The 21233-nt window shown below is 74.2% G+C and carries 22 protein-coding genes and 1 pseudogene; 15 read left to right on the top strand and 8 right to left on the bottom strand.

The features are described 5' to 3' along the window. Positions 1-36: 36 nt before the first annotated feature. From folP to JOF41_RS35345, 6 genes and pseudogenes are all read left to right on the top strand, one after another. Entirely contained in the window at positions 37-906 is an 870-nt protein-coding gene (gene folP / locus JOF41_RS35320) for a dihydropteroate synthase (RefSeq protein WP_209623910.1), read from the top strand. A gap of 125 nt (positions 907-1031) precedes the next feature. Continuing rightward, positions 1032-1364, top strand: a complete 333-nt coding sequence (locus JOF41_RS35325) for a PadR family transcriptional regulator (RefSeq protein WP_189224465.1) — start codon at positions 1032-1034, stop codon at positions 1362-1364. Then, complete coding sequence (locus JOF41_RS35330; protein ID WP_209623911.1) at positions 1352-2023, top strand: permease prefix domain 1-containing protein; 672 nt, start codon at positions 1352-1354, stop codon at positions 2021-2023. The genes JOF41_RS35325 and JOF41_RS35330 overlap by 13 nt, the downstream gene beginning before the upstream one ends. A gap of 73 nt (positions 2024-2096) precedes the next feature. Next, positions 2097-2387: pseudogene (locus JOF41_RS37575) on the top strand (DivIVA domain-containing protein); the annotation flags it as partial. A gap of 91 nt (positions 2388-2478) precedes the next feature. After that, entirely contained in the window at positions 2479-2895 is a 417-nt protein-coding gene (locus tag JOF41_RS35340; RefSeq protein ID WP_189224468.1) for an SRPBCC family protein, read from the top strand. Continuing rightward, positions 2892-3431, top strand: a complete 540-nt coding sequence (locus JOF41_RS35345) for a DNA-3-methyladenine glycosylase I (protein WP_209623913.1) — start codon at positions 2892-2894, stop codon at positions 3429-3431. The genes JOF41_RS35340 and JOF41_RS35345 overlap by 4 nt, the downstream gene beginning before the upstream one ends. 48 nt (positions 3432-3479) lie before the next feature. Here the strand turns inward: JOF41_RS35345 and JOF41_RS35350 are convergent, their stop codons facing one another. Further along, positions 3480-4262: an enoyl-CoA hydratase-related protein gene (locus JOF41_RS35350; RefSeq protein ID WP_189224470.1), complete on the bottom strand. Its 783-nt coding sequence runs from the start codon at positions 4260-4262 to the stop codon at positions 3480-3482. A gap of 17 nt (positions 4263-4279) precedes the next feature. After that, complete coding sequence (locus JOF41_RS35355) at positions 4280-5059, bottom strand: PaaX family transcriptional regulator (protein ID WP_189224471.1); 780 nt, start codon at positions 5057-5059, stop codon at positions 4280-4282. Between the two features lie 263 nt (positions 5060-5322). Here JOF41_RS35355 and JOF41_RS35360 point away from each other — a divergent pair, with 263 nt between their 5' ends. Together JOF41_RS35360 and JOF41_RS35365 are read left to right on the top strand one after the other, a co-directional pair. Beyond that, the gene (locus JOF41_RS35360) at positions 5323-5490 is read left to right on the top strand and encodes a DUF3117 domain-containing protein (RefSeq protein WP_012783412.1); all 168 of its coding nucleotides are present in this window, start codon (positions 5323-5325) and stop codon (positions 5488-5490) included. A 106-nt stretch (positions 5491-5596) separates the two neighbouring features. Continuing rightward, complete coding sequence (locus tag JOF41_RS35365; RefSeq protein WP_372448513.1) at positions 5597-7057, top strand: leucyl aminopeptidase family protein; 1461 nt, start codon at positions 5597-5599, stop codon at positions 7055-7057. Between the two features lie 65 nt (positions 7058-7122). On the opposite strand, the gene JOF41_RS35370 is transcribed toward JOF41_RS35365, so the two are convergent. Then, a complete protein-coding gene (locus JOF41_RS35370) occupies positions 7123-7989 on the bottom strand; it encodes a LysR family transcriptional regulator (RefSeq protein ID WP_229795864.1) in 867 nt (288 codons plus the stop codon). Between the two features lie 55 nt (positions 7990-8044). Here JOF41_RS35370 and JOF41_RS35375 point away from each other — a divergent pair, with 55 nt between their 5' ends. Beyond that, on the top strand, positions 8045-9328 hold the full coding sequence (locus JOF41_RS35375) for an MFS transporter (protein WP_189224473.1): 1284 nt from the start codon (positions 8045-8047) through the stop codon (positions 9326-9328). Between the two features lie 1319 nt (positions 9329-10647). On the opposite strand, the gene glgA is transcribed toward JOF41_RS35375, so the two are convergent. Further along, positions 10648-11811 (bottom strand): glycogen synthase, encoded by a 1164-nt coding sequence (gene glgA / locus JOF41_RS35380; protein WP_189224474.1) that lies wholly within the window; start codon positions 11809-11811, stop codon positions 10648-10650. A gap of 112 nt (positions 11812-11923) precedes the next feature. Between glgA and glgC the strand changes: the two genes are divergently transcribed. Beyond that, a complete protein-coding gene (gene glgC, locus JOF41_RS35385) occupies positions 11924-13138 on the top strand; it encodes a glucose-1-phosphate adenylyltransferase (RefSeq protein ID WP_209623914.1) in 1215 nt (404 codons plus the stop codon). 307 nt (positions 13139-13445) lie between these two features. On the opposite strand, the gene JOF41_RS35390 is transcribed toward glgC, so the two are convergent. Then, positions 13446-14072, bottom strand: coding sequence for an O-methyltransferase (locus JOF41_RS35390; protein ID WP_189224476.1), 627 nt, complete (start codon positions 14070-14072; stop codon positions 13446-13448). A gap of 216 nt (positions 14073-14288) precedes the next feature. Between JOF41_RS35390 and sigE the strand changes: the two genes are divergently transcribed. From sigE to JOF41_RS35410, 4 genes are all read left to right on the top strand, one after another. Beyond that, positions 14289-14870 (top strand): RNA polymerase sigma factor SigE, encoded by a 582-nt coding sequence (gene sigE, locus JOF41_RS35395; RefSeq protein WP_189224477.1) that lies wholly within the window; start codon positions 14289-14291, stop codon positions 14868-14870. Continuing rightward, positions 14867-15475, top strand: coding sequence for a zf-HC2 domain-containing protein (locus tag JOF41_RS35400; RefSeq protein ID WP_244989773.1), 609 nt, complete (start codon positions 14867-14869; stop codon positions 15473-15475). Before sigE ends, JOF41_RS35400 begins: the two co-directional genes overlap by 4 nt. Before the next feature lie 93 nt (positions 15476-15568). Beyond that, the gene (locus JOF41_RS35405; protein WP_189224478.1) at positions 15569-17107 is read left to right on the top strand and encodes a S1C family serine protease; all 1539 of its coding nucleotides are present in this window, start codon (positions 15569-15571) and stop codon (positions 17105-17107) included. A 56-nt stretch (positions 17108-17163) separates the two neighbouring features. After that, a complete protein-coding gene (locus tag JOF41_RS35410; protein ID WP_189224479.1) occupies positions 17164-17541 on the top strand; it encodes a sec-independent translocase in 378 nt (125 codons plus the stop codon). A gap of 98 nt (positions 17542-17639) precedes the next feature. On the opposite strand, the gene JOF41_RS35415 is transcribed toward JOF41_RS35410, so the two are convergent. Next, positions 17640-18785 carry an Mrp/NBP35 family ATP-binding protein gene (locus JOF41_RS35415; RefSeq protein ID WP_189224480.1) on the bottom strand — a complete coding sequence of 382 codons (1146 nt, stop codon included), beginning with the start codon at positions 18783-18785 and terminating at the stop codon, positions 17640-17642. A gap of 162 nt (positions 18786-18947) precedes the next feature. Here JOF41_RS35415 and JOF41_RS35420 point away from each other — a divergent pair, with 162 nt between their 5' ends. Then, positions 18948-19382 carry a MarR family winged helix-turn-helix transcriptional regulator gene (locus JOF41_RS35420; RefSeq protein ID WP_229795866.1) on the top strand — a complete coding sequence of 145 codons (435 nt, stop codon included), beginning with the start codon at positions 18948-18950 and terminating at the stop codon, positions 19380-19382. A 66-nt stretch (positions 19383-19448) separates the two neighbouring features. On the opposite strand, the gene JOF41_RS35425 is transcribed toward JOF41_RS35420, so the two are convergent. Continuing rightward, entirely contained in the window at positions 19449-19958 is a 510-nt protein-coding gene (locus JOF41_RS35425; RefSeq protein WP_189224482.1) for a DUF1003 domain-containing protein, read from the bottom strand. Beyond that, complete coding sequence (locus JOF41_RS35430; protein WP_209623915.1) at positions 19951-21204, bottom strand: magnesium transporter MgtE N-terminal domain-containing protein; 1254 nt, start codon at positions 21202-21204, stop codon at positions 19951-19953. The genes JOF41_RS35425 and JOF41_RS35430 overlap by 8 nt, the downstream gene beginning before the upstream one ends. Positions 21205-21233 lie beyond the last annotated feature (29 nt).

Genomic DNA, 21233 nt, shown 5'->3' on the forward strand with positions numbered 1-21233 from the left:
TGTGGCGCAGCTCACGCCGGCCGCGTCCGTGGCACGATGAGGACCATGCGGTTCGGCGAGCGCGAGGTGCCCCAAGATCGCGCCCTGGTCATGGCGATCGTCAACCGGACCAGGGACTCCTTCTACGACCGGGGGGCCACCTTCGACGACGACGCCGCGCTGGCCGCGGTCGACCGGGCGGTCGCCGAGGGCGCGGACATCGTCGACATCGGCGGGGTCAAGGCGGGCGCCAAGGGCGAGGTGGTCGACGCCGCCGAGGAGGCCCGCCGGGTGGTGCCGTTCGTGGCCGCCGTGCGGGAGCGCCACCCCGACCTGGTGATCAGCGTCGACACCTGGCGGCACGAGGTGGGCCGCGCGGTGTGCCGGGCGGGCGCGGACCTGATCAACGACACCTGGGCGGGCGCGGACCCGGAGCTGGCGGTGGTCGCCGCCGAGTTCGGGGTGGGCATCGTGTGCTCGCACACCGGCGGCCTGCCGCCGCGCACCGACCCGCACCGGGTCCGCTACACCGACGTGGTCGCCGAGGTCGTCGAGGAACTGGTGCGCCGCGCCGAGCACGTGGTCTCGCTGGGCGTGCCGCGCGAGGGCGTGCTGATCGACCCGACGCACGACTTCGGCAAGAACACCTGGCACGGGCTGGAGCTGCTGCGCAGGCTGGACGAGCTGGTGGCCACCGGCTGGCCGGTGCTGATGGCGCTGTCCAACAAGGACTTCGTCGGCGAGACGCTGGGGGTGGGGGTGGACGACCGGGTGGACGGCACCCTCGCGGCCACCGCCGTCGCGGCCTGGACCGGGGCCAAGGTCTTCCGCGCCCACCAGGTCCGGCGCACCCGCCACGTGCTCGACATGGTGGCGGGCATCGCGGGCACCCGACCCCCCGCCCGCGTCCTGCGCGCCATGGCCTGACCCCGCGCGAGAGCGCTCCCACCCGCGAGTCGAACGCTCGGGTACCGCGAGTCGAACGCTCGGCAGCGCCGGTCCACTGAGGACGCGCCGGTCGGACCTGGCCGTTGTCCGTAAAATCGGCGTACATGAAGTCCGACGCCCTGCGCGGCCACCTCGACGCGCTGCTGCTGGCCACGGTGGACGGCGGGCCGCTGCACGGGTACGCGATCATCGAGGCGTTGCAGCTGCGCAGCGGCGGCGTGCTCGACCTGCCCACCGGCACGGTGTACCCGGCGCTGCGCAGGCTGGAGACGGCCGGGCTGGTCACCAGCGAGTGGAGCACCGTGGGCGGACGGCGGCGCCGCACCTACCGGCTGACCAGGGCGGGCCAGCGCGCGCTGGCCGCCGAGCGGACCGCGTGGCGCGAGTTCACCACCGCGATCGAGGGCGTGCTGGGCGGCGGGCCGTGGCCCGCGTGATCGACGAGTACGTGACGTCGCTGCGCGAGCAGCTGCGCGGGCCCGAGCACGTCAAGGAGGACCTGCTCGCCGAGGCGCGGGACAGCCTGGACGACGCGGCGGCGGCCTACCGGTCCGGCGGGCTGGCCGAGGAGGCCGCGCAGCGGCGCGCGGTGGCCGACTTCGGCCCGGCGGCGGTGATCGCGCGGGAGTACCAGGGGCTGCTGGCGCTGGCGCACGGCGCGCGCACGCTGCGGACGCTGCTGCTGGTGCCGGTGGCGCACCTGGGGTGGGAGCTGAACCGGGGGTTCTGGGTCGGCGCGTGGCCGCGCTTCGACGTGCCGCCGCCGGACTGGTACCTCGCGGTGGCGCGGGCCAACGACTCGGCCGCGTGGGTGGTGGCCGCGGTGGCGGTGGCGTCGCTGCTGGCCGGTCGGTGGCTGGTCCGCCGGGGAGTGGCGGCGGGGACGCTCGCGCGGCTGGCCGGGGCGGTGTCGGCGGTGTCGGTGGCCGCGGTGCTGTCGGGCAACCTGGCGATCATGACGGCCACCGCCCTGGTCGACGCCGCCCGGCTGGCGCTGCCGCCGCCGGTCGCCGCCGCGACCCTGGTGCCGCTGGCCATCGCCCTGCGGCTGGCCGTCCTCGCCCGCCGCTGCCTCCTGCTCACCCCCGCCTCCTGACACTCCGCCCACCGGTCACGGGTTCCGGGTGGAGTGCGGTACGGCGGGAAGTGGGGTGTGCCACGATCGTCGTGTGACCACCGCGCTCATCTACCTCGTCGTCATGGTGCTCGTGGCGGCCGTGGTGTTCCTGTTGGCCTCGCTCGTCTTCGGCCGGGGGGAGGAGATGGCGCCGCTGCCGCCCGGCGCGTCGCCGACCCGGCTGCCCGCCGAGGGCGTGTCGCCCGAGGACGTGCGCGGGCTGAAGTTCCAGATCGTGCTGCGCGGCTACAAGATGTCCGAGGTCGACTGGGCGCTGGACCGGCTCGCCGACGAGGTCGGGCAGCTGCGGCAGCGGGTGGCCGAGCTGGAGGCCGCCGTGGAGCCGGAGCCCCAGCCGGAGCCGGAGCCCCAGCCGGAGCCCGAGCCGGCGCTGGAGCCGGAGCCGGAGCCGGAGTCCGCGCTGGAGGCGGGTCGTGACCGCGCTTGAGCTGCGCGTCCCGGTGGCCGCGCCCGCCGAGCGGACCTGGGCGGCGCTGACCGACTGGCCCCGCCAAGGCGAGTGGATGCTCGCCACCACCGTCCGGGTCACCAGCGGCGACGGCACCGGCACCGGCACCGGGCTGGCGGCGTTCACCGGCATCGGGCCCATCGGGTTCACCGACACCATGCGCGTCACCGCGTGGGAGCCGCCCACCCGTTGCGCGGTGCTGCACACCGGGCGGGTGGTGCGGGGCACCGGCGAGTTCCGCGTCGTCCCGCTGGGCGAGCGCTGCGAACTGGTCTGGTCCGAGGACATCGCGCTGCCCGCCCTCGCCCGGCCCGCCTTCCTGCTCGGCGTGCGGTGGTCGCTGCGCAAGTTCGCCGCTTTCGCGAAGGAGTACCGCCGGTGAACCGGTGCCCGTGGGGCGACACCACGCCCCTGTACCGCGAGTACCACGACACGGAGTGGGGCGTCGAGCTGCACGGCGAGACGGCCCTGTTCGAGCGGATGTGCCTGGAGTCGTTCCAGTCCGGCCTGTCGTGGCTGACCATCCTGCGCAAGCGGGAGAACTTCCGGGCCGCCTTCGCCGGGTTCGTCCCCGAGGTGGTGGCGGGGTTCGGCGACGACGACTTCGCCCGGCTCATGGCCGACGCGGGCATCGTGCGCAACCGCGCCAAGATCACCGCCACCATCGCCAACGCCCGCGCGGTCGGCGAGCTGGACCGGCCGCTGGACGAGCTGCTCTGGTCGTTCGCGCCGACCGGTCCGCGCCCGCGCCCCGCCACCCTGGCCGACGTGCCCGCGACCACCCCGGAGTCCAAGGCCATGGCCAAGGAGCTCAAGCGCCGCGGGTTCGTCTTCCTGGGCCCCACCACCTGCTACGCGCTGATGCAGGCCACCGGCATGGTGGACGACCACATCGCCACCTGCTTCCGCGCCGGGTAGTGGTCACCGGCCCCGCGCGGCGGGTCGGGTAGTACTTGCCGGGCGCGGTCAGCGGCCGGTGAAGCGGGGCGGGCGCTTGGCCACGAAAGCCTCGACCGCCTCGCGGTGGTCCGCCGTCGCGCCTGCCTCGGCCTGCGTGCGGGCCTCGACCTCCAGCGACTGCTCCAAGGAGCCCCAGGCGGCCCCCAGCGCCTCCTTGATCTTGGCGTAGGCGGTGGTCGGGCCGGACGCCAGCTTGCGGGCCAGCGCCTGCGCGGTGCTCACCACCTCGCCGTCGGGCACCACCTGGCTGACCAGGCCGATGCGCAGCGCCTCCGCCGCGTCCACCGGCTGGGCCAGCATCATCATCTCCATCGCCCGGCCGTGGCCGACCAGCCGGGGCAGCGTCCACGACGCGCCCGAGTCCGCGCTCAGCCCCACGTTGGCGAACGCCATCAGGAACTTCGCCGACTCCCCGACCACGCGCAGGTCGCTGGCGTAGGCCAGGGAGGCGCCCGCGCCCGCCGCGGTGCCGTTGACCGCCGCGATCACCGGCTTGGGCATCCCGGTGATCGCCCTGATCAGCGGGTTGTAGTGCTGCTCGACGGTGCGCAGCGGCGCGGGGTCGCCCGCCTGCAGCAGGCTCACGTGCTCCTTGAGGTCCTGCCCCGCGCAGAACGCCCGCCCCGCCCCGGTCAGCACCACGGCGCGCACCGACTCGTCCCCGGCCGCCTCCTCGACCGCCGCCAGCAGCCGCTCCTTGAGGGAGGTGGTGAAGGAGTTGAACGACTCCGGTCGGTTCAGCGTGAAGGTGCGGACGCCGTCGGCGTCCTCGGTCAGGAGTTCGGACACGAAAGGCCCTCCGGTTCTCAGTGGGTGCCCAGGCAGTCGTCGACGAACTTGCGCGCGGCGGGCGCGAGGCGGGCGGTGTGCCGGTCGAAGAACTCCGCGGCCGCCGCGCCCGGCCAGTCCTCGGGCAGCAGCTCGCGGGGCAGGCCGGGATCGCGGAACAGGAACTTGCGCCAGGCGTGCAGGAACCGCTGGGACGTGGCGAACGCCTCCGCGGCCGACGAACCGTCCACTGCGGACACCGCCGGTTCCCACTCGGCCACGAAGCGCGCGTAGTCGCGGCCCAGCTCGGCCAGGTCCCACGCCCGCGCGGCCAGTTCGGCCGGGTCGCCCTCGTGCTCGCCGTGGAACGTGCTGGCCGTCACGCCTTCGGCGGCCAGCACGTCGGCCAGCTCCGGGGACGGTCGGGGAGCGATCCACGTCACCGGTCCGAGCGCTCCGTAACCGAGCAGTTGCAGAGAGGAGGACAACCGCTCGCGCGCCTCGCGGGCGGGCAGCTCTTGCGGCACCACGACGTGCCAGCGACCGTCCCAGGTGGACGGCCGGGTGCGGTAGATGCGGGCGGCGGCCTCGTCCAGCCGCCTTTCCGCGCGGGGTGTCATGGCGTAGCCGGGGCCGTCGGGCAGCCGCACGGGCGTCAGCCAGCCCTGCCGGACCGTGCGCGACACCGCCGTGCGCACCGCGGGCGCGGCGAAGTCCAACGGCTCCAGCAGCCGGACCAGGGCGGCGATCGTCGCGGCGCCGCCCCGCTCGCGCAGGTGGCCGCCGTAGACGTCGAAGAGCGCGGAACGGGCTCGCACGAGGACCGAGTCTGTCAGGGCGACCCCGCGACACGCCACAGCGCCGAGGCGTGTCGAGAACGCGCGCCGGTCGGCGCGGTCGGGGAAAATCGTTGCGGCTGGGCGGTCCTGGACCCGGCAGGCGCGCCCGTCAAGATCATCGGCACCCCTTCCGGCGTGCCGAAAGATCGGTTCGGTTTCGCTGTCGAGTCCGCATAGGGGAGAATGGCCCTCGTGTCCGGCCCTGGTCGGAGCGGGGAAGATGTTGACGGAGGGAGCACGCTATGGCGGCCATGAAGCCCCGGACCGGCGACGGTCCCCTTGAGGTGACCAAAGAGGGGCGGGGCATCGTGATGCGCGTTCCGCTGGAGGGCGGTGGGCGACTCGTGGTCGAGATGTCGGCGGACGAGGCCAACGCGCTCGGCGACGCACTCAAGGCGGCCGCGGGCTGACCAGCCGGAACCCAGGAGTCCAGACGCCCCGGTTCCACAGTGGAGCCGGGGCATCGCTACGTGCGGCCATCACCGTGACCGCCGCCGTGACCGCCGCCGTGACCGAGTGAACACCAGCCAGACCCTGGAGGACGCTGCCGTGCGCCTGCCGCTGCCCACCCCGCTGGCCGCCGTCGAGGTGGCCGATTCCGCCCGACGGGGCGTGCCGCGGGTCGTGCTCGTCGCGGCGGGTGAACCGCCGGTGCTCGGACCGGGCGGCGAGGGACTTCCGGAGGACGTCAGCGCCCAGGCGGGGGTGACCCGCCGGGTGGACGACCGGTGGGTGCTCGGCGTCGGCGACGGCACGGCCGCGCAGTGGCGGCGGGCGGGCGCGGCGCTGGCCAGGGCGCTGGGCGAGGACGGCACGACGCCCTCCTGTGACGTGCTGCTGCCCGAGGACGCCGACGCCGAGGCGGTGCGCGGGTTCGTGCTCGGCGCGGTGCTGGGCGACTACCGGTTCAAGGTGACCGAGCAGCCCACCCCCGAACGGGTGCGCTCCTATCGGCTGGTCGTGTCCGATCCCGGTTACACCGAGGTTCTGGCCGAGGAGGCCCGCCGGGCCCACGTGCTGGCTTCGGCCACCGCGCTCAACCGCGACCTGGCCAACGCGCCGTCCAACGTCAAGGACCCGGCCTGGCTGGCGTCCACGGCGGCCAAGCTGGCCCGCGCGGTGCCCGGCCTGGACGCCGTGGTCCGGGACGAGAAGTGGCTGGCCGCGCGCGGCTTCGGCGGGGTGTTGGCGGTGGGCGGCGGGTCCGCCCGGCCGCCCCGGCTGCTGGAGCTGTCCTGGCGCGGCGGCGACGGGCCGCACCTGGTGCTGGTCGGCAAGGGCATCACCTTCGACACCGGCGGCATCTCGATCAAACCCGCCGACGGGATGCACCTGATGCGCACCGACATGTCCGGCGGCGCGGCGGTGATCGCCGCGCTGATCGCGGTGGCCCGGCGCGGCCTGCCGCTGCGGGTGACCGGCCTGGTGCCGTGCGCGGAGAACCACGTGTCCGGCTCGGCCTACCGGCCCGGCGACGTGGTGCGCCACTTCGGCGGCACGACCAGCGAGATCGGCAACACCGACGCCGAGGGCAGGCTGGTGCTGGCCGACGCGATGGCCTACGCGGTGCGCGAGCTGGCGCCCGACCTGATGGTGGACGTGGCCACGCTGACCGGCGCGATGAAGGTCAGCCTCGGGCTGCGCACCGGCGGGTTCTTCACCGGCTCCGACGAGCTGGCCCGGCGGGTGGTCGAGGCGGGGCAGCGGGTCGGCGAGGCGTGGTGGCGGATGCCGCTGCTGGAGGAGCACGTGGACGACGTGCGCGGCGAGCTGGCCGACCTCAAGCAGGCCCCCGGCGGGCCGGGCGCGATCACCGCGGCGCTGTTCCTGCGCGAGTTCACCGGCGGGCTGCCGTGGGCGCACCTGGACATCGCGGGCCCGGCCAGGGCGGAGAAGCCCTACGACGAGGTGGCCCCCGGCGCGACCGGCTTCGCCGCCCGCACCCTCGTCGAACTCGCCGAGACCTACACCCGCTGACCCCCGCGCCCGCAAGTACCACCCGACGCCCCCGCGCGGGCCGCTGACCACCACCCGGCGGGGGCTCAGCTGCCCAGCGCGTGGTCGCGGAAGGCGCGCACGGCGGGCGGCAGCGGCTGGTCGGCCTGCCACACCAGGCCGATCTGCCTGCGCGCGGGCGGCGTGAGCGGCACCTCCACCAGCCCCGTCGGGTGCTCGGCGGGTGGCAGCAGCGCCACGCCCAGCCCGGCCGCGACCAGCCCGCGCACGGTCTCGGTCTCCTGGCCCTCGAACGCCAGCCTCGGCGTGAACCCGGCCGCCCGGCACAGGTCGTCGGTGATCTGCCGCAGCCCGTAGCCGTGCTCCAGGCCGACGAACTCCTCCTCGGCCAGCTCGGCCACCCGCACGCCCGCGCGCCGGGCCAGCCGGTGATCGGCGGGCACCACCAGCAGCACCTCCTGCGACCACAGCACGGCCGAGGCGAACTCCGGGTCCTCCGGCGGCGGGGCCACCAGCGCCAGGTCGACCACGCCCGCCGCCAGGTGGTCCAGCACGGCCTGTCGCGAGTCCTGGACCAGCCGGAACCGCACGTGCGGGTGCCGCTCGCGGAACCCGCGCACCAGCTCGGGCACCAGCGACCGGCCCAGCAGGTGCAGGAACCCCAGCGCCACCTGCCCGCGTTCCGGGTCGACCTCCTCGGCCGCGGCCCGCCAGCCCGCCTCCAGCACCGCCGCCGCCCGGTCCGCCGCCTCCGCGAGCAGCCGCCCGGCCCTGGTCAGCCGCACCCGGCGGCCGTCCCGCCGCACCACCGGAGCGCCCAACCGCGCGCCCACGGCGGCCAGCCAGCGGCTGACCGTGGGCTGCGGCACGCCCGCCGCCTCGGCCGCGCGCGTCACGTGCTCGTCGGCGGCCAAGGCGCGCAGCACGGCCAACTTCGGTGCCAACTCATCCATCACAGCATCAATTGTGCGCCACTGGCGCATTGGACGTATTGGTTAGCGTCGGTATGTGCCCACTCGGTTGACCACGTCCATCGCCGCGACCGGTTTCGCGACGTTCGCCCTGCTGTACGCGCCGCAACCGGTGCTGCCGCAACTGGCCGCCGAGTACGACCTCAGCCCCGGCTCGGCGTCGCTCGCGGTGAGCGCGGCCACCGGCGCGCTGGCGGTGGTGGTCGTGCCGGTGGCGAGCCTGTCCGGGCGGATCGGCAGGCGGCGGGTGATCGTGTGGTCGGTGCTGGCCGCCGCCGTGCTCGGGCTGCTGCTGCCGCTCGCGCCCAGCTACCCGCTGTTCCTCGCGCTGCGCGTGCTGCAGGGCGTGGCCACGGCTGGGGTGCCCGCGGTGGCGATGGCGTTCCTGGCCGAGCAGGTCGGCGCGCTGGGCGTCGGCGCGGCCATCGGCGCGCTGGTGGCGGGCAACAGCGCGGGCGGCATGGTCGGCAGGCTGGTGGCGGGCGTCGGCGCGGACTGGCTGGACTGGCGCGGCGCGCTGGCCCTGGTGGGCGCGTTCGGCCTGGTGTGCGCGGTGCTCGCGGCGCTGTTCCTGCCCGCCGGGCGGCGGCGGGCGCAGACGCCCCGCCCCGGCTTGCGGGCGGCGCTGGGCGACCGGGTGCTGTGGTGCCAGTACGCGATCGCCGCGCTGGCCGTGGCCGCGTTCGTCTCGCTGTTCAACGTGGTGTCGTTCCGGCTGGCGGGCCCACCGCTGGAGCTGCCCGCCCGGTTCGCCGCGCTGGTGTTCCTGGCCTACGCGGCGGGCGGGGTGTGCTCGGCGGTGGCCGGGCGGCTGGCCGACCGGCTGGGCCGGGGACCGGTGGTGCTGGCCTCGCTGGGCGTGGCGGTGCTGGGCGCGCTGGCCACGCTGCCGGACGCGCTGGCGGCGGTGTGCGCCGGGCTGGCCCTGTTCACCGGCGGGTTCTTCGCCGCGCACGCGGTGGCCGGCGGCTGGGTGGGCGCGCGGGCCCCCGCGCACGCCAGGGGCCAGGCGTCGGGCGTGTACCTGTTCGCGTTCTACGTGGGCAGCAGCGCGGGCGGCACGGCGGGCAGCGCCGCGTACGGCGCGTGGGGCTGGCCGGGTCTGGTCGCGGTGGTCACCGGGTGGCTGGCGCTCGCGGGGGCGGCGGCGGTGCTCGCTCAGAAGTCCAGCGGCACGGCGACGGGCGAGCCCTCGCCGGCGACCGGCACGGTGCCCAGCTGCGGCAGCGCGACCGTGGCCCCGGTGACGCCGACGGTCACCGAGCGCGTGTCCGCCGGTACCTCCACCACCACGGCCACCGGGAAGGTGTCGCCGTCGTAGCGGGCCCCGACCAGCGGCGCGCGCTGGCCGTCCGGCAGCGTCACGGCGACCAGGTCCTGGGTGATCGCCGCGCCCGCCACCCGAGGCAGGTCCCGGCCCTCCAACCGCAGCTCCAGCAGCGCCCGGTCCGGCTGCGAGGCGGTGACCAGCTCGTACTGCGCGCCGTAGCTGACCGGCCGCTGCCTGCCCAGCCGGAGGCCGCTCACCCCGAGCGAGCCGGTCTTGTCGCCCACCCGCACCTGCTGCCGGGCGGTGGGCGGCCGCTCCGGGCTGTGAGCGCGGCGCAGCGCGGGCGGGATGTCGGTCAGCGCCTTGCCCGAGGGCACCTCGACCCGCTGCTCCAGCGATTTCGCGCCCACCGTGGCCAGTGACAGCGCCTCGGTGCCGCCGGACTCGGGCACGGTGTAGACCACCAGCACCGAGCCGGACGCGGGCAGCCGGTCACCCGGCAGCGGGTGGTGCCTGCCCGGCAGCTCCAGCGCCAGCTCGGGCCGCTGCGGCTGCCAGCCGTGCCACTGGGACTGGCCGAACGCCGGGTCGGTCTCGGTGTGCTTGTCCACCTCCAGCCGCAGCACCCGCAGTCGCACGCCGTGCTCGGCGGTCAGGTCGCCCTGCTCGGTGCGCCACGACTCCGGGCGGCCGTAGCCGGTCACCCGCACCTCCAGCTGGTCGTCCCTGATCCAGGCGTCCGGCACCGGGTCGAGCGGGCGGCCGTCGTCGGGCAGCACGGCCAGGAAGTCCGGCCCGGCCTGGCTGACGCCCTCCTTCGCCGGGTCGGCCTCCAGGCCGTCGGTGCGCACCAGCTTGCCCACCGGCGTGCTGCGGCTGCCCTGCTCGGGCACCTGCGCGGGCTCGACCACCAGCCGCACGCCCGCCTCGCTCCGCTCGACCTCCTTCATCGGCACCGGCACCCAGTCGCCCGCCGCGGCCGTGCCGGGCACCTGCACCGGCCCGCACCACAGCCGGGTGTCCACCTCGGACTCCGCGCCGGTGCGGGCGAACCAGCAGCTGGCGGTGCGGCCCGCGCGGGCGACGAGGCCGAAGTTGAGCGCGTAGCTCAGCTCCGACTCCGCCTGCGCCTGCAGCGCTTGGGCGTCGAGCACCGGCTGGCCCTTGATCGTCAGCTTGACCTGCTCAGCGCTCCTGGCGGGTGGCGTCGAGCAGCCCGCGACGGCGGCGACCAGCGCCAGTCCCGCAACGAGCAGTGCGTGCCGCATGTGACCCCCAGCAGTTCGTCCTCCACTGCTTAAAGGCGGTGGGAGACGCCCTGAGTTGCACCGAGGGGCCTGTGAGCAATGTCACATGCCGCAATCGCTCGATTACTGAACGTTGTTCAGCGCGGCTTCGTACACGGCTACCGTCTGCTCGGCCACGCTCGCCCAGGAGAACTCCCGCACCGCCCGCTCCCGGCCCGCCTCGCCGAACGCCCGCGCCCGCTCCGGGTCGGCCAGCAGCGCGTTCACCGACTCCGCCAGCCCGCGCCGGAACCCCTCGACATCCCGCTCGTCGTAGTGCACCAGCAGCCCGGTGCGGCCGTGCTCGACCACCTCGGGGATGCCACCCACGTCGGAGGCGACCACGGCCGTGCCGCACGCCATCGCCTCCAGGTTCACGATGCCCAGCGGCTCGTACACCGACGGGCAGACGAACACCGCGGCGTGGCTGAGGACCTCGCGCACCTCCTCGTTGGGCAGCATCTGCTGCAGCCAGAACACCCCCGGCCGCGACCGCGCCAGCCGGTCCACCGCGGCCTTGGTCTCCTCGGCGATCTCCGGGGTGTCCGGCGCCCCCGCGCACAGCACCACCTGGGCGTCCGGGGAGATGTGGTGCGCGGCGGCCACCAGGTGCCCCACGCCCTTCTGCCTGGTGATCCGGCCGACGAAGGCCACGATCGGCTTGTCCGGGTCGATGCCGTGGCGCACCAGCGCGTCGGTCCCGGTCACCGGGTGGTAGGCCGCCGTGTCGATGCCGTTGCGCACCACGTGCACCCGCGCCGGGTCCAGCGCCGGGTAGCAGTCCAGCACGTCCGCCCGCATCCCCTCGCTGACCGCGATGATCGCGTCCGCCGCCTCGTAGGCGGTGCGCTCGACCCACGAGGAGACCCGGTAGCCCCCGCCGAGCTGCTCGGCCTTCCACGGCCTGCGCGGCTCCAGCGAGTGCGCGGTGACCACGTGCGGGACGCCGTGCAGCAGCTTCGCCAGGTGACCGGCCATGTTGGCGTACCAGGTGTGCGAGTGCGCCAGCTGGACGCCCTCCAGCGCGGCGACCATGCCCAGGTCCACCGACAGCGTGGCCAGGGCGGCGTTGGCCCCCTCCAGGCCCGGCGCAGGCACGTGCGCGGTGGCGTCCGGCCGCGACCCGCCGAAGGCGTGCACCTCCACGTCCACCAGTTCGCGCAACCTCGGCACCAGGAAACCGACGTGCACCCCCGCCCCGCCGTAGACCTCCGGCGGGTACTCCCGTGTCAGCAGTCCAATTCGCACGGCCTCACCGTAACCCCCTGGAATGGGGCGGCCGGGTGAACGAGCGGTCTGCCGGGCGTTCCCCCTGCTCCGCCGTTGGTGGGCGGGCTCCCGCACGGTTAGGGTCATTGCCGTGAAAGGGCAACCGCACGTACTTGGAATTGTCCTCGCCGGTGGCGAAGGCAAGCGGCTGTGGCCGCTGACCGCCGACCGGGCAAAGCCCGCGGTGCCCTTCGGCGGCAACTACCGGCTGGTCGACTTCGTGCTGTCCAACCTGGTCAACGCCGGATTCGTCCGGCTCTGCGTGCTCACCCAGTACAAATCGCATTCGCTGGACCGGCACATCTCCACCACCTGGCGGCTGTCCAACGTGCTGGGCCAGTACGTCACCCCGGTGCCCGCGCAGCAGCGGCTGGGGCCGCGCTGGTACACCGGCTCGGCCGACGCGATCTTCCAGTCGCTGAACCTGGTCAACGACGAGCGGCCGGACCACGTGGTGGTCTTCGGCGCCGACCACGTCTACCGGATGGACCCCGGCCAGATGGTCGCCCAGCACGTGGAGACCGGCGCGGGCGTGACCGTGGCGGGCATCCGGGTGCCGCGCGCCGAGGCCAAGGCGTTCGGCTGCATCGACTCCGACGAGCGGGGCCGGATCACCCGGTTCCTGGAGAAGCCGTCCGACCCGCCGCACGTGCCCGGCGACCCCGAGGTCACCTTCGCGTCGATGGGCAACTACGTGTTCACCACCGAAGCGCTGCTCGACGCGCTGCGCGCGGACGCGGCGAACCCGGATTCCGACCACGACATGGGCGGCGACATCATCCCCATGCTGGTCGACCAGGGCCGCGCGCACGTCTACGACTTCGCCGACAACGCCGTGCCGGGGGAAACCGACCGCGACCGCGGCTACTGGCGCGACGTGGGCACCATCGACGCCTACTACGAGGCGCACATGGACCTCGTTTCGGTGAACCCGGTGTTCAACCTCTACAACGAGGCGTGGCCCATTCGCACCGCCACCCCGCCCCTGCCACCCGCGAAGTTCGTCGCGGGCGGCAGCGCGGAGGACTCCATGGTCGGGCCGGGGTCGATCATCTCCGGCACCGTGCACGGGTCGGTGATCAGCTCGGACGTGGTCGTGGAGAACGGGTCCGTGGTGCAGGGCAGCGTCCTGCTGCCCGGCGTGCGGATCGGGCGCGGGGCCGTGGTGCGGCGGGCGATCCTGGACAAGAACGTGATCGTGCCGGACGGCGCCCTGATCGGCGTGGACCCGGTGGTGGACCGCGAGCGCTACACGGTGAGCGCGGGCGGCGTCACAGTCCTCGGCAAGGGCGTCACAGCCTTCTAACCCCCCGCGAGTCGAACCCTCAGGACCCCCGAATTCAACGCTCAGGACGGCCACGCCCGCTCCAGTGTCACCCGGTTGCGGGCGTGTCGGGCGTGTCGCCCCCGCGAGTCGCGCGCCCAGACACCACGAACCGAGCGTTCACGCACCCCGACCCGCACTTTCGCGTCCACCGGTAGTAGTTACCGGCCTCCGGACGCCCCTCGGGTAGTACTTGCCCGCGCACCAGGGCAGGCGGCCACGCCGGGTAGTAGTTACCGGCCCTCTCAGTCCCGCCGGGTAGTACTTGCCGACGCACTGGGGCGAGGGGTCAGTCCGTCTTGGCGGCGACCAGGAGGCCGTCGCCCAGCGGCAGGATGACCGGCACGAGCCGGTCGTCGTCCCGCACCGCCCGCGCGACCTCCCGCACCGCCTGGGTGTCCGGGTCGCGGTGCGCCGGGTCCACCACCCGCCCGTGCCGCAGCACGTCGCCGAACGCGACCACCCCGCCGGGCCGGAGCAGCCGCACCGCCTCGACCAGGTACTTGGGGTACTCCTGCTTGACCGCGTCGACGAACACCAGGTCGTACACGCCGTCGGTGAGCCGGGGCAGCACCTCCAGCGCCCGCCCCATGATCAGCCGGGTGCGGCTGACCGCCACACCGGCCTCGGCGAACGCCACCCGCGCCGCCCGCTGGTGCTCGGGCTGGACGTCGATGGAGGTCAGCACCCCGTTGGCGGGCATCCCGCTGAGCAGGTGCAGCGAGCCGACCCCGGCCCCGGTGCCCACCTCGACCACGGCCCGCGCCCGCAGCGCGGCCGCCAGGAAGCGCAGGGCCGCCCCGACGCCCGCGCCGACCGGCGGGCAGCCCAGCGCCTCGGCGCGGGCTCTGGCCGCGAGCAGGACCTCGTCCTCGACCAGGTAGCGCTCCACGTACTCGCGCAGGGCCCCGTCCACAGCGAGGAGGTTAGCGCCGGAGGGGCCGCATCGGGTGAACCCGGCGGGAAAGTGGGAACCCTGGATTCTCAGCGTGCTCTCAGCCGACTCTCACCATCGTTATAAGCGAACCCGGCACGCTGGTGACAGCGCAGGACAACGGGAACAAACGATCCGCCGCGGGCGTTGACCCCGTGCACAGGGCAAGCAAGCCCACTGGAGGTGCCACACCGCCCGATGCGAACCCAGCCGATCTCCATCGCCGCGCCGACCGCCCCGATCGAGGAGGCGGAGTGGACCCCGCCCACCTGGGACGAGGTCGTGCGCGATCACGCTGACCGGGTCTACCGGCTGGCCTACCGCCTGACCGGCAACCAGCACGACGCCGAGGACCTCACCCAGGAGACCTTCATCCGGGTGTTCCGCTCGCTGGCGTCGTACAAGCCGGGCACCTTCGAGGGCTGGCTGCACCGCATCACCACCAACCTGTTCCTGGACATGGCCCGGCGCCGCTCCCGGCTGCGCATGGAGGGCCTGCCCGAGGACACCGACCGGCTGGCGGGCGACGACCCGAGCCCCGAGCAGGTCTACTCCGACACCCACCTGGACCCGGACCTGCAGGCCGCGCTCGACGAGCTGCCGCCGGAGTTCCGCGCCGCGGTGGTGCTGTGCGACGTCGAAGGTCTCTCCTACGAGGAGATCGGTGCCACCCTCGGGGTGAAGTTGGGTACCGTGAGGAGTCGGATCCACCGGGGCAGGCAGGCCCTGAGGGTCGCCTTGGAGCGCCGTCGCGGGCAGTTGCGGGAGGACTCTGCATGACCGACCTGCGTGGTTGGGGACTGCCCGAGCAGCACCTGCTGCCCGACGCCGTGGTCGCCTTCGTCGACGGCGAGCTCACGCCGTCGGCCCGCGCTCGGGCGTCCGCGCACTTGTCGCGCTGCCCGTTCTGCGCGGCCGAGGCGTACGCGCAGCAGCAGGCACGCTCCGCGGTGCGCTCCGCGGAGACCCCCTGCGCGCCCGCCGGCCTGCTGGCCAAGCTGGGCGCGATCCCGCAGGAAGTCGATCTGCCCAGCGCGCCGGACGGTCTCGCGGTGACCGAGGACGGCCAGCTGGTGACGGTGCTGCGCCCCGATCGCGCGTCCTCCTTCGGCAGCGGACCGGTGCTGGGGCAGTCGCGCCCTTTCGGCACCGGCGGCGGCAGCCGCTTCGGTAGCCGCCGGGCCCGCCAGGGCGCGGGCGTCGTCGTGTCCGGGTTGATGCTCGGCGCGCTGGCGCTGGTCGTGCCGGGCAGCGAGGACCCGTCTCCCACCCCCGTCCAGGGCGGCGCTCCCGAGCCGACGCCCGCGGTCGCCCCGTCGCTGAACCAGGGCGCGGACGGTCTGGACGCGCTGCGCGGACCCGCCCACGACGGACCGGGTCGCTGAACCGGATCGCTGACTGAGGGCCGCTGACGGCAACTTCACCGCCTACCGGGCACGATTGCCCCGCAACGCAAGCATGAGAACGTTCGGGGAGCGATGAGCGAGCCACAGCAGGGCAACGGTCACCCGTCCGCGACCCCGGTCTCCGGTGTGGACGACGGGCAGCACCGCAGGCTCGCCCCGCGTCCCCTGCACCGCCCCGAGGTGGACCCCACCCAGGCCGCCGTGTTCGGCAGGCCCAGGGGTGTGGAGGGCGCTTTCGCGGCCGACCGGCCCGTGCTCAACGGCAACGGCTCGGTCCAGCTGGTTCCGCCGACCCCGGAGGCGCTGAGCACCGCGTTCGGCCGCCCGGCGGGCGGTGGGGACGTGCGGTTGCAGCGCCCGCCGGTGGACTTGAGCGGCGAACCCGAGGTCGAGCCGGTCTTCTGGAACGGTGAGCCCGCTGGCGACTCCTGGCGCGATCCGGGCGCGAGCGCGGTCATCGGACCGCCCGCGGTCACCGAGCAGCCCGCGGCCGAGACCGGGACCGCGACAGCCCCCGGTCCCCAGCTCAGCGTCCCCGAGCTGCTGTTCGGCCGCCGGGTCAAGCCGCTGGGCCTGGTGCTGCTGATGGTGGCCGCCCTGCTGGTGGGCGCGGCGGGCGGCGCGGCCGGGTGGCTGCTGGGCCGGGTGGACAACCCGCTGACCGACGGCGGTGTGACGCTGGCCGAGGTCAAGCCGGGCAAGGAGCGCCCGGTGGGCTCGGTGGCCGACATCGCCCGGCGGGTCACGCCGAGCGTGGTGTCGATCGAGTTCAAGGGCGGCAGCGTGGCGGGCGTCGGCTCCGGCGTGGTGATCGACGGCGAGGGCTACGTGCTGACCAACGACCACGTGATCGCGCCCGCCGTGCAGGACTCGTCGGCCAGGCTGACCGTGGTCTTCACCGACGGCAAGCGCGCCACCGCGCAGGTCGTGGGCCGCGACTCCAAGACCGACCTGGCGGTGATCAAGGTCGAGGTGGACAACCCGACCGTGCTCCAGTTCGGCGACTCCGACGACCTCCAGGTGGGGGACACGGTGCTGGCGATCGGCTCGCCGCTGTCGCTGTCGAACACGGTCACCGAGGGCATCGTCAGCGCCCTGCACCGCCCGGTCACCGCGGCGGGCGAGAACGGCGGCCCGCCGATCACCTACGACGCGATCCAGACCGACGCGGCGATCAACCCCGGCAACTCCGGCGGCGCGCTGGTGGACTCCTCCGGCGCGCTGGTCGGCATCAACTCCTCGATCCGCACCGAGACCGGCGGTTCGGTGGGCCTGGGCTTCGCGATCTCGGGCAACTACGCCCGCAAGATCTCCCAGGCGCTCATCCGCGACGGCCAGGTCAAGCACGCGGACATGAACGTCAACGTGCGGTCGGCCTCGGCGGAGACCGCGGAGGGCGCCCAGGTGCAGAACGTCCCCGAGGGCGGGGCCGCCGCAGCGGCGGGCATCCAGGAGGGTGACGTGATCACCAGGGTGGGTGACCGCATGGTGCGCAACGCCGCCGAGCTGACCGTGGCGGTGCGGGACCACGAGATCGGCGAGACGGTCCCGGTGGTGCTGGCCAGGCAGGGCCGTGAGCTGACCGTGCAGGTCACGCTCAGGTCGGACTGACCGACGACTAGGCTGGTCGCTAGGCAGTCGGTGCGGTCGGTGGAGGTGGGGCGCGGGTGTTCGACAGCATCGGGTGGATTGAGATCCTCATCATCATCGTCGCGGGTCTGTTCATCCTGGGGCCGGAGCGGCTGCCCTCGGCGGCGGCCTGGGTGGGGCGCACCATCCGCCAGGTCCGGGAGTACGCGACCGGTGCGCGGGACCAGCTCAAGCAGGAGATGGGGCCGGAGTTCGAGCAGCTGCGCAAGCCCCTGGAGGACCTGAGGGAGCTGCGCAACTTCGACCCGAAGCGCGCGATCACCAAGCACCTGTGGGACGACGAGCCCACCCCCAAGGCCAACGGCTACCCCGCGCCGCAGGCGCAGCCCGCGGTCGAGCGGGATCGGCCGCTGCAGCACGGCGAGCGCCCGCCCTACGACCCCGACGCCACCTGATCCCAGGCGCTTGAGACGCGCTCAGGCCCCCCGAACTGCGCGTTCGGGGGGCCTGAGCGTTGAGTTCGGGGGTTCCGGAGGTTCGACTCGCGGGTGGGTCAGCGGCCCGCGGGGGAGACGTTGAGGAGGCGGCCCGCCAGGCCGCGGGAGCGGACCGAGAGCTTGGTGGCGACCGAGGTCAGCACCTGGCCCGCCGCCGAGTCCGGGGCGGCCACGACGATCGGGGTGCCCGCGTCGCCCTGCTCGCGCACCCTGGGGTCCAGCGGCACCTGGCCCAGCAGCGGCACCTCGGAGCCGACCGCCCTGGTCAGCGACTCCGCCACGGCCTGCCCGCCGCCGCTGCCGAAGACGTCCATCCGGGTGCCGTCGGGCAGCTCCAGCCACGACATGTTCTCGATCACGCCCGCCACCCGCTGCCGGGTCTGCAGCGCGATGGACCCGGCCCGCTCGGCGACCTCCGCGGCGGCCTGCTGCGGCGTGGTCACCACCAGGATCTCCGCGTTGGGCACCAGCTGGGCCACCGAGATCGCCACGTCGCCGGTGCCCGGCGGCAGGTCCAGCAGCAGCACGTCCAGGTCGCCCCAGAACACGTCGGCGAGGAACTGCTGCAGCGCCCGGTGCAGCATCGGCCCGCGCCACACCACCGGGGTGTTGCCGGGGGTGAACATGCCGATCGAGATCAGCTTCACGCCGTGCGCCTGCGGCGGCATGATCATCTTCTCGACCTGGGTGGGCCGCGCTTCCGTGCCCAGCATCCGGGGGATGGAGTGGCCGTAGATGTCGGCGTCCACCACGCCCACCGACAGCCCCCGCGCGGCCATGGCCGCCGCCAGGTTGACCGTCACGCTGGACTTGCCGACGCCGCCCTTGCCCGAGGCCACGCAGTACACGCGGGTCAGCGAGCCGGGCTGGGCGAACGGGATGACCGGCTCCTCGACCCCGCCGCGCAGGGTCTTGCGCAGCTCGGTGCGCTGCTGGTCGCTCATCACGTCCAGTGACACCCGGACCGTGCTCACCCCGTCCAGCGCCGACACCGCCGCGGTCACGTCCGCGGTGATCTTGTCGCGCAGCGGGCAGCCGGACACCGTCAGGTACACGGCCACGTCGACCGCGCCGTCGGGGCCGACCGCGACGTCCTTCACCATGCCCAGCTCGGTGATGGGCCGCTTGATCTCCGGGTCCTGCACACCGGCCAGCGCCTTCTGCACGTCGGCAACGGTGGGAACGGGCTGCGTGGTGGTCACGGGAATCGCCTTACGGGGAGGGGGTACGGCTCGCCACCATGCTACGGCGGCGTTGTCCACCTCCAAGCTACCGGTCGGTCACCTCGAACTCGGGGGCAGCGCGCAGCGGCTTGCGTGCTTTCCGTAACATTGCTCTCCGTGCCGGAAACGGGAAGTGCCCGGTTGCCCACCCGATCCGAGCTCGTGGTGTGGCGATCCTTCCTCCGGGCCCACGCGCGGTTGACCCGGATACTCGAAGCCGAGCTCATCGCCGAGCAGCGGCTCTCGCTCGCGGCCTACGACGTGCTGATCCAGCTCGCCGAGGCGGCGCAGTACCGGCTGCGGATGACGGAGCTGGCCGACGCCGTGCTGCTGTCCCGCTCCGGCGTGACGCGCCTGGTCGACCGCCTGGAGCGCTCCGGCCTGGTGCTGCGCGAGCGCGCCGACGGGGACGGTCGGGGGGTGGTGGCGGTGCTGACCCAGCAGGGCATGGAACGGCTGCGCACCGCGTCGGGCACCCACCTCGCCGGGGTGGCCAGGCACTTCGCCGACGCGCTCGAGCCCCCGGACCTGGAGGCGTTCGGCCGCTCCTGCGACCGCCTGGCCGACGGGCCGTAGCGCCCGCACCGGGCGAACGCGGGACGGCGCCCGCTCAGGACAGCACCAGCTCAGGACGGCACCGGATCAGGACGGCACGTCGTCCCACTTCGGGTCGTCGCGCGCCCGGCGCTTGCGGCTCTCCCGCAGCGCCCGGTCCAGTTCGCCGCGCAGGAAGTCGCGGGTGACCACCTCGCCAACGGCCAGCCGCAGCGCGGCCAGCTCCCGCGCCAGGTACTCGGTGTCGGCCTTGGTCTGCGCGGCCCGCGCCCGGTCCTCCTCCAGCGACACCCGGTCGCGGTCGTCCTGCCGGTTCTGCGCCAGCAGGATCAGCGGCGCGGCGTACGCGGCCTGGGTGGAGAAGGCCAGGTTGAGCAGGATGAACGGGTAGGGGTCCCAGCGCAGCGACACCGCGAACAGGTTCAGCGTGATCCAGACGATCACGATCAGGGTCTGCCAGAACAGGAACTTGCCGGTGCCCAGGAACCGGGCCAGCCGCTCGGAGAACCGGCCGAACGCCTCCGGGTCCAGGGCCAGCCGGAACCGGCCCTGGCTGCGCGGCTGGTCCAACCGCCTGCGCGGCACGAGCTCAGGCATGGGTCAGCCCCGTTTCCCGCCAGTTGTCCGGCAGCAGGTGGTCCAGCACGTCGTCCACGCTGACCGCGCCGAGCAGGTGGTCGCTCTCGTCCACCACCGGCGCGCACACCAGGTTGTAGGCGGCGAAGTAGCGGGTCACCTCGCCCAGCGACGCGGCGGGCGACAGGGTGGTCAGGTCGGTGTCGAGCACGCCCGCGACCAGGTCCGACGGCGGTTCCCGGAGCAGCCGCTGGATGTGCACGCAGCCCAGGTAGCGGCCGGTGGGGGTGGCGGTGGGCGGGCGGCACACGAACACCATGCTGGCCAGCGCCGGGGTCAGGTCCGGGTTGCGCACGTGCGCCAGCGCCTCGGCGACCGTGGCGTCCGGCGCGAGCACCACCGGTTCCGGGGTCATCAGGCCGCCGGCGGTGTCGAAGCTGTACTCCAGCAGCCTGCGCACCGGCGCGGACTCGGCGGGCTCCATCAGCCCCAGCAGCCGGTCCTTGTCGATCTCGGGCAGCTCGGCCAGCAGGTCCGCGGCGTCGTCGGGGTTCATCGCCTCCAGCACGTCCGCCGCGCGCTCCTCGTCCAGGTGCGCCAGCAGGTCCTTCTGGTCCTCCTCGGGCAGCTCCTCGATGATGTCGGCCAGCCGCTCGTCGTCCAGCGCCTCGGCGACCTCGTAGCGGCGCTTGAGCGGCAGGCCGTGCAGCGCGTTGGCCACGTCGGCGGCGCGCATGGTCTCGAAGACCGCCACCAGGTGCTGCGCGCCCTGCGGCTGGCCCGCCAGCTCGGTGACCGACAGCCCGCCGATCTCCTCCCAGTGCAGCACCTGCACCGGGCCTCGGCGGGCCAGCCTGCCGGTCCGCTCGCGCACCGCGACCCTGGTCATCCGCCAGTCGCGGGTGCGGCTGGGTTCCATGGCGGCGTCCACCAGCACCGCGGCGGCGCCCGACGCGGTGCGCACGCGCGCGTCCAGCAGCTCGCCGACCACCAGCACCTCGTTGGCGCGCTGGTGGAACTGCCGCAGGTTGACCGACCCGGTGGCCAGCGTGACGGCGTTGGGCTCGATGGAGGTGACCCGCAGCATCGGCACGAAGATCCGCCGCCGGGTGGCCAGCTCCAGCACCAGTCCCAGCACGCGCGGCGGCTGCCGGTCCACGCGCAGGCCGACCACCAGGTCGCGGACCTTGCCGATGGCCTCGCCGTCGGGCCCGAACACGGGCAGTCCGGCGAGCTGAGCGGCGAAAACCCGGTTCACGGCGACCACGCCGCCAGGCTAGCCGGGGTCTAGGGTCC

Source organism: Saccharothrix coeruleofusca (genome assembly GCF_017876325.1).
GTDB lineage: Bacteria > Actinomycetota > Actinomycetes > Mycobacteriales > Pseudonocardiaceae > Actinosynnema > Actinosynnema coeruleofuscum.

Coding starts and splice junctions, on each gene's coding strand:
- folP (WP_209623910.1), top strand. CDS start 37: ATGAGGACCATGCGGTTCGGCGAGCGCGAGGTGCCCCAAGATCGCGCC.
- JOF41_RS35325 (WP_189224465.1), top strand. CDS start 1,032: ATGAAGTCCGACGCCCTGCGCGGCCACCTCGACGCGCTGCTGCTGGCC.
- JOF41_RS35360 (WP_012783412.1), top strand. CDS start 5,323: ATGGCGGCCATGAAGCCCCGGACCGGCGACGGTCCCCTTGAGGTGACC.
- JOF41_RS35370 (WP_229795864.1), bottom strand. CDS start 7,989: ATGGATGAGTTGGCACCGAAGTTGGCCGTGCTGCGCGCCTTGGCCGCC.
- sigE (WP_189224477.1), top strand. CDS start 14,289: ATGCGAACCCAGCCGATCTCCATCGCCGCGCCGACCGCCCCGATCGAG.
- JOF41_RS35400 (WP_244989773.1), top strand. CDS start 14,867: ATGACCGACCTGCGTGGTTGGGGACTGCCCGAGCAGCACCTGCTGCCC.
- JOF41_RS35405 (WP_189224478.1), top strand. CDS start 15,569: ATGAGCGAGCCACAGCAGGGCAACGGTCACCCGTCCGCGACCCCGGTC.
- JOF41_RS35425 (WP_189224482.1), bottom strand. CDS start 19,958: ATGCCTGAGCTCGTGCCGCGCAGGCGGTTGGACCAGCCGCGCAGCCAG.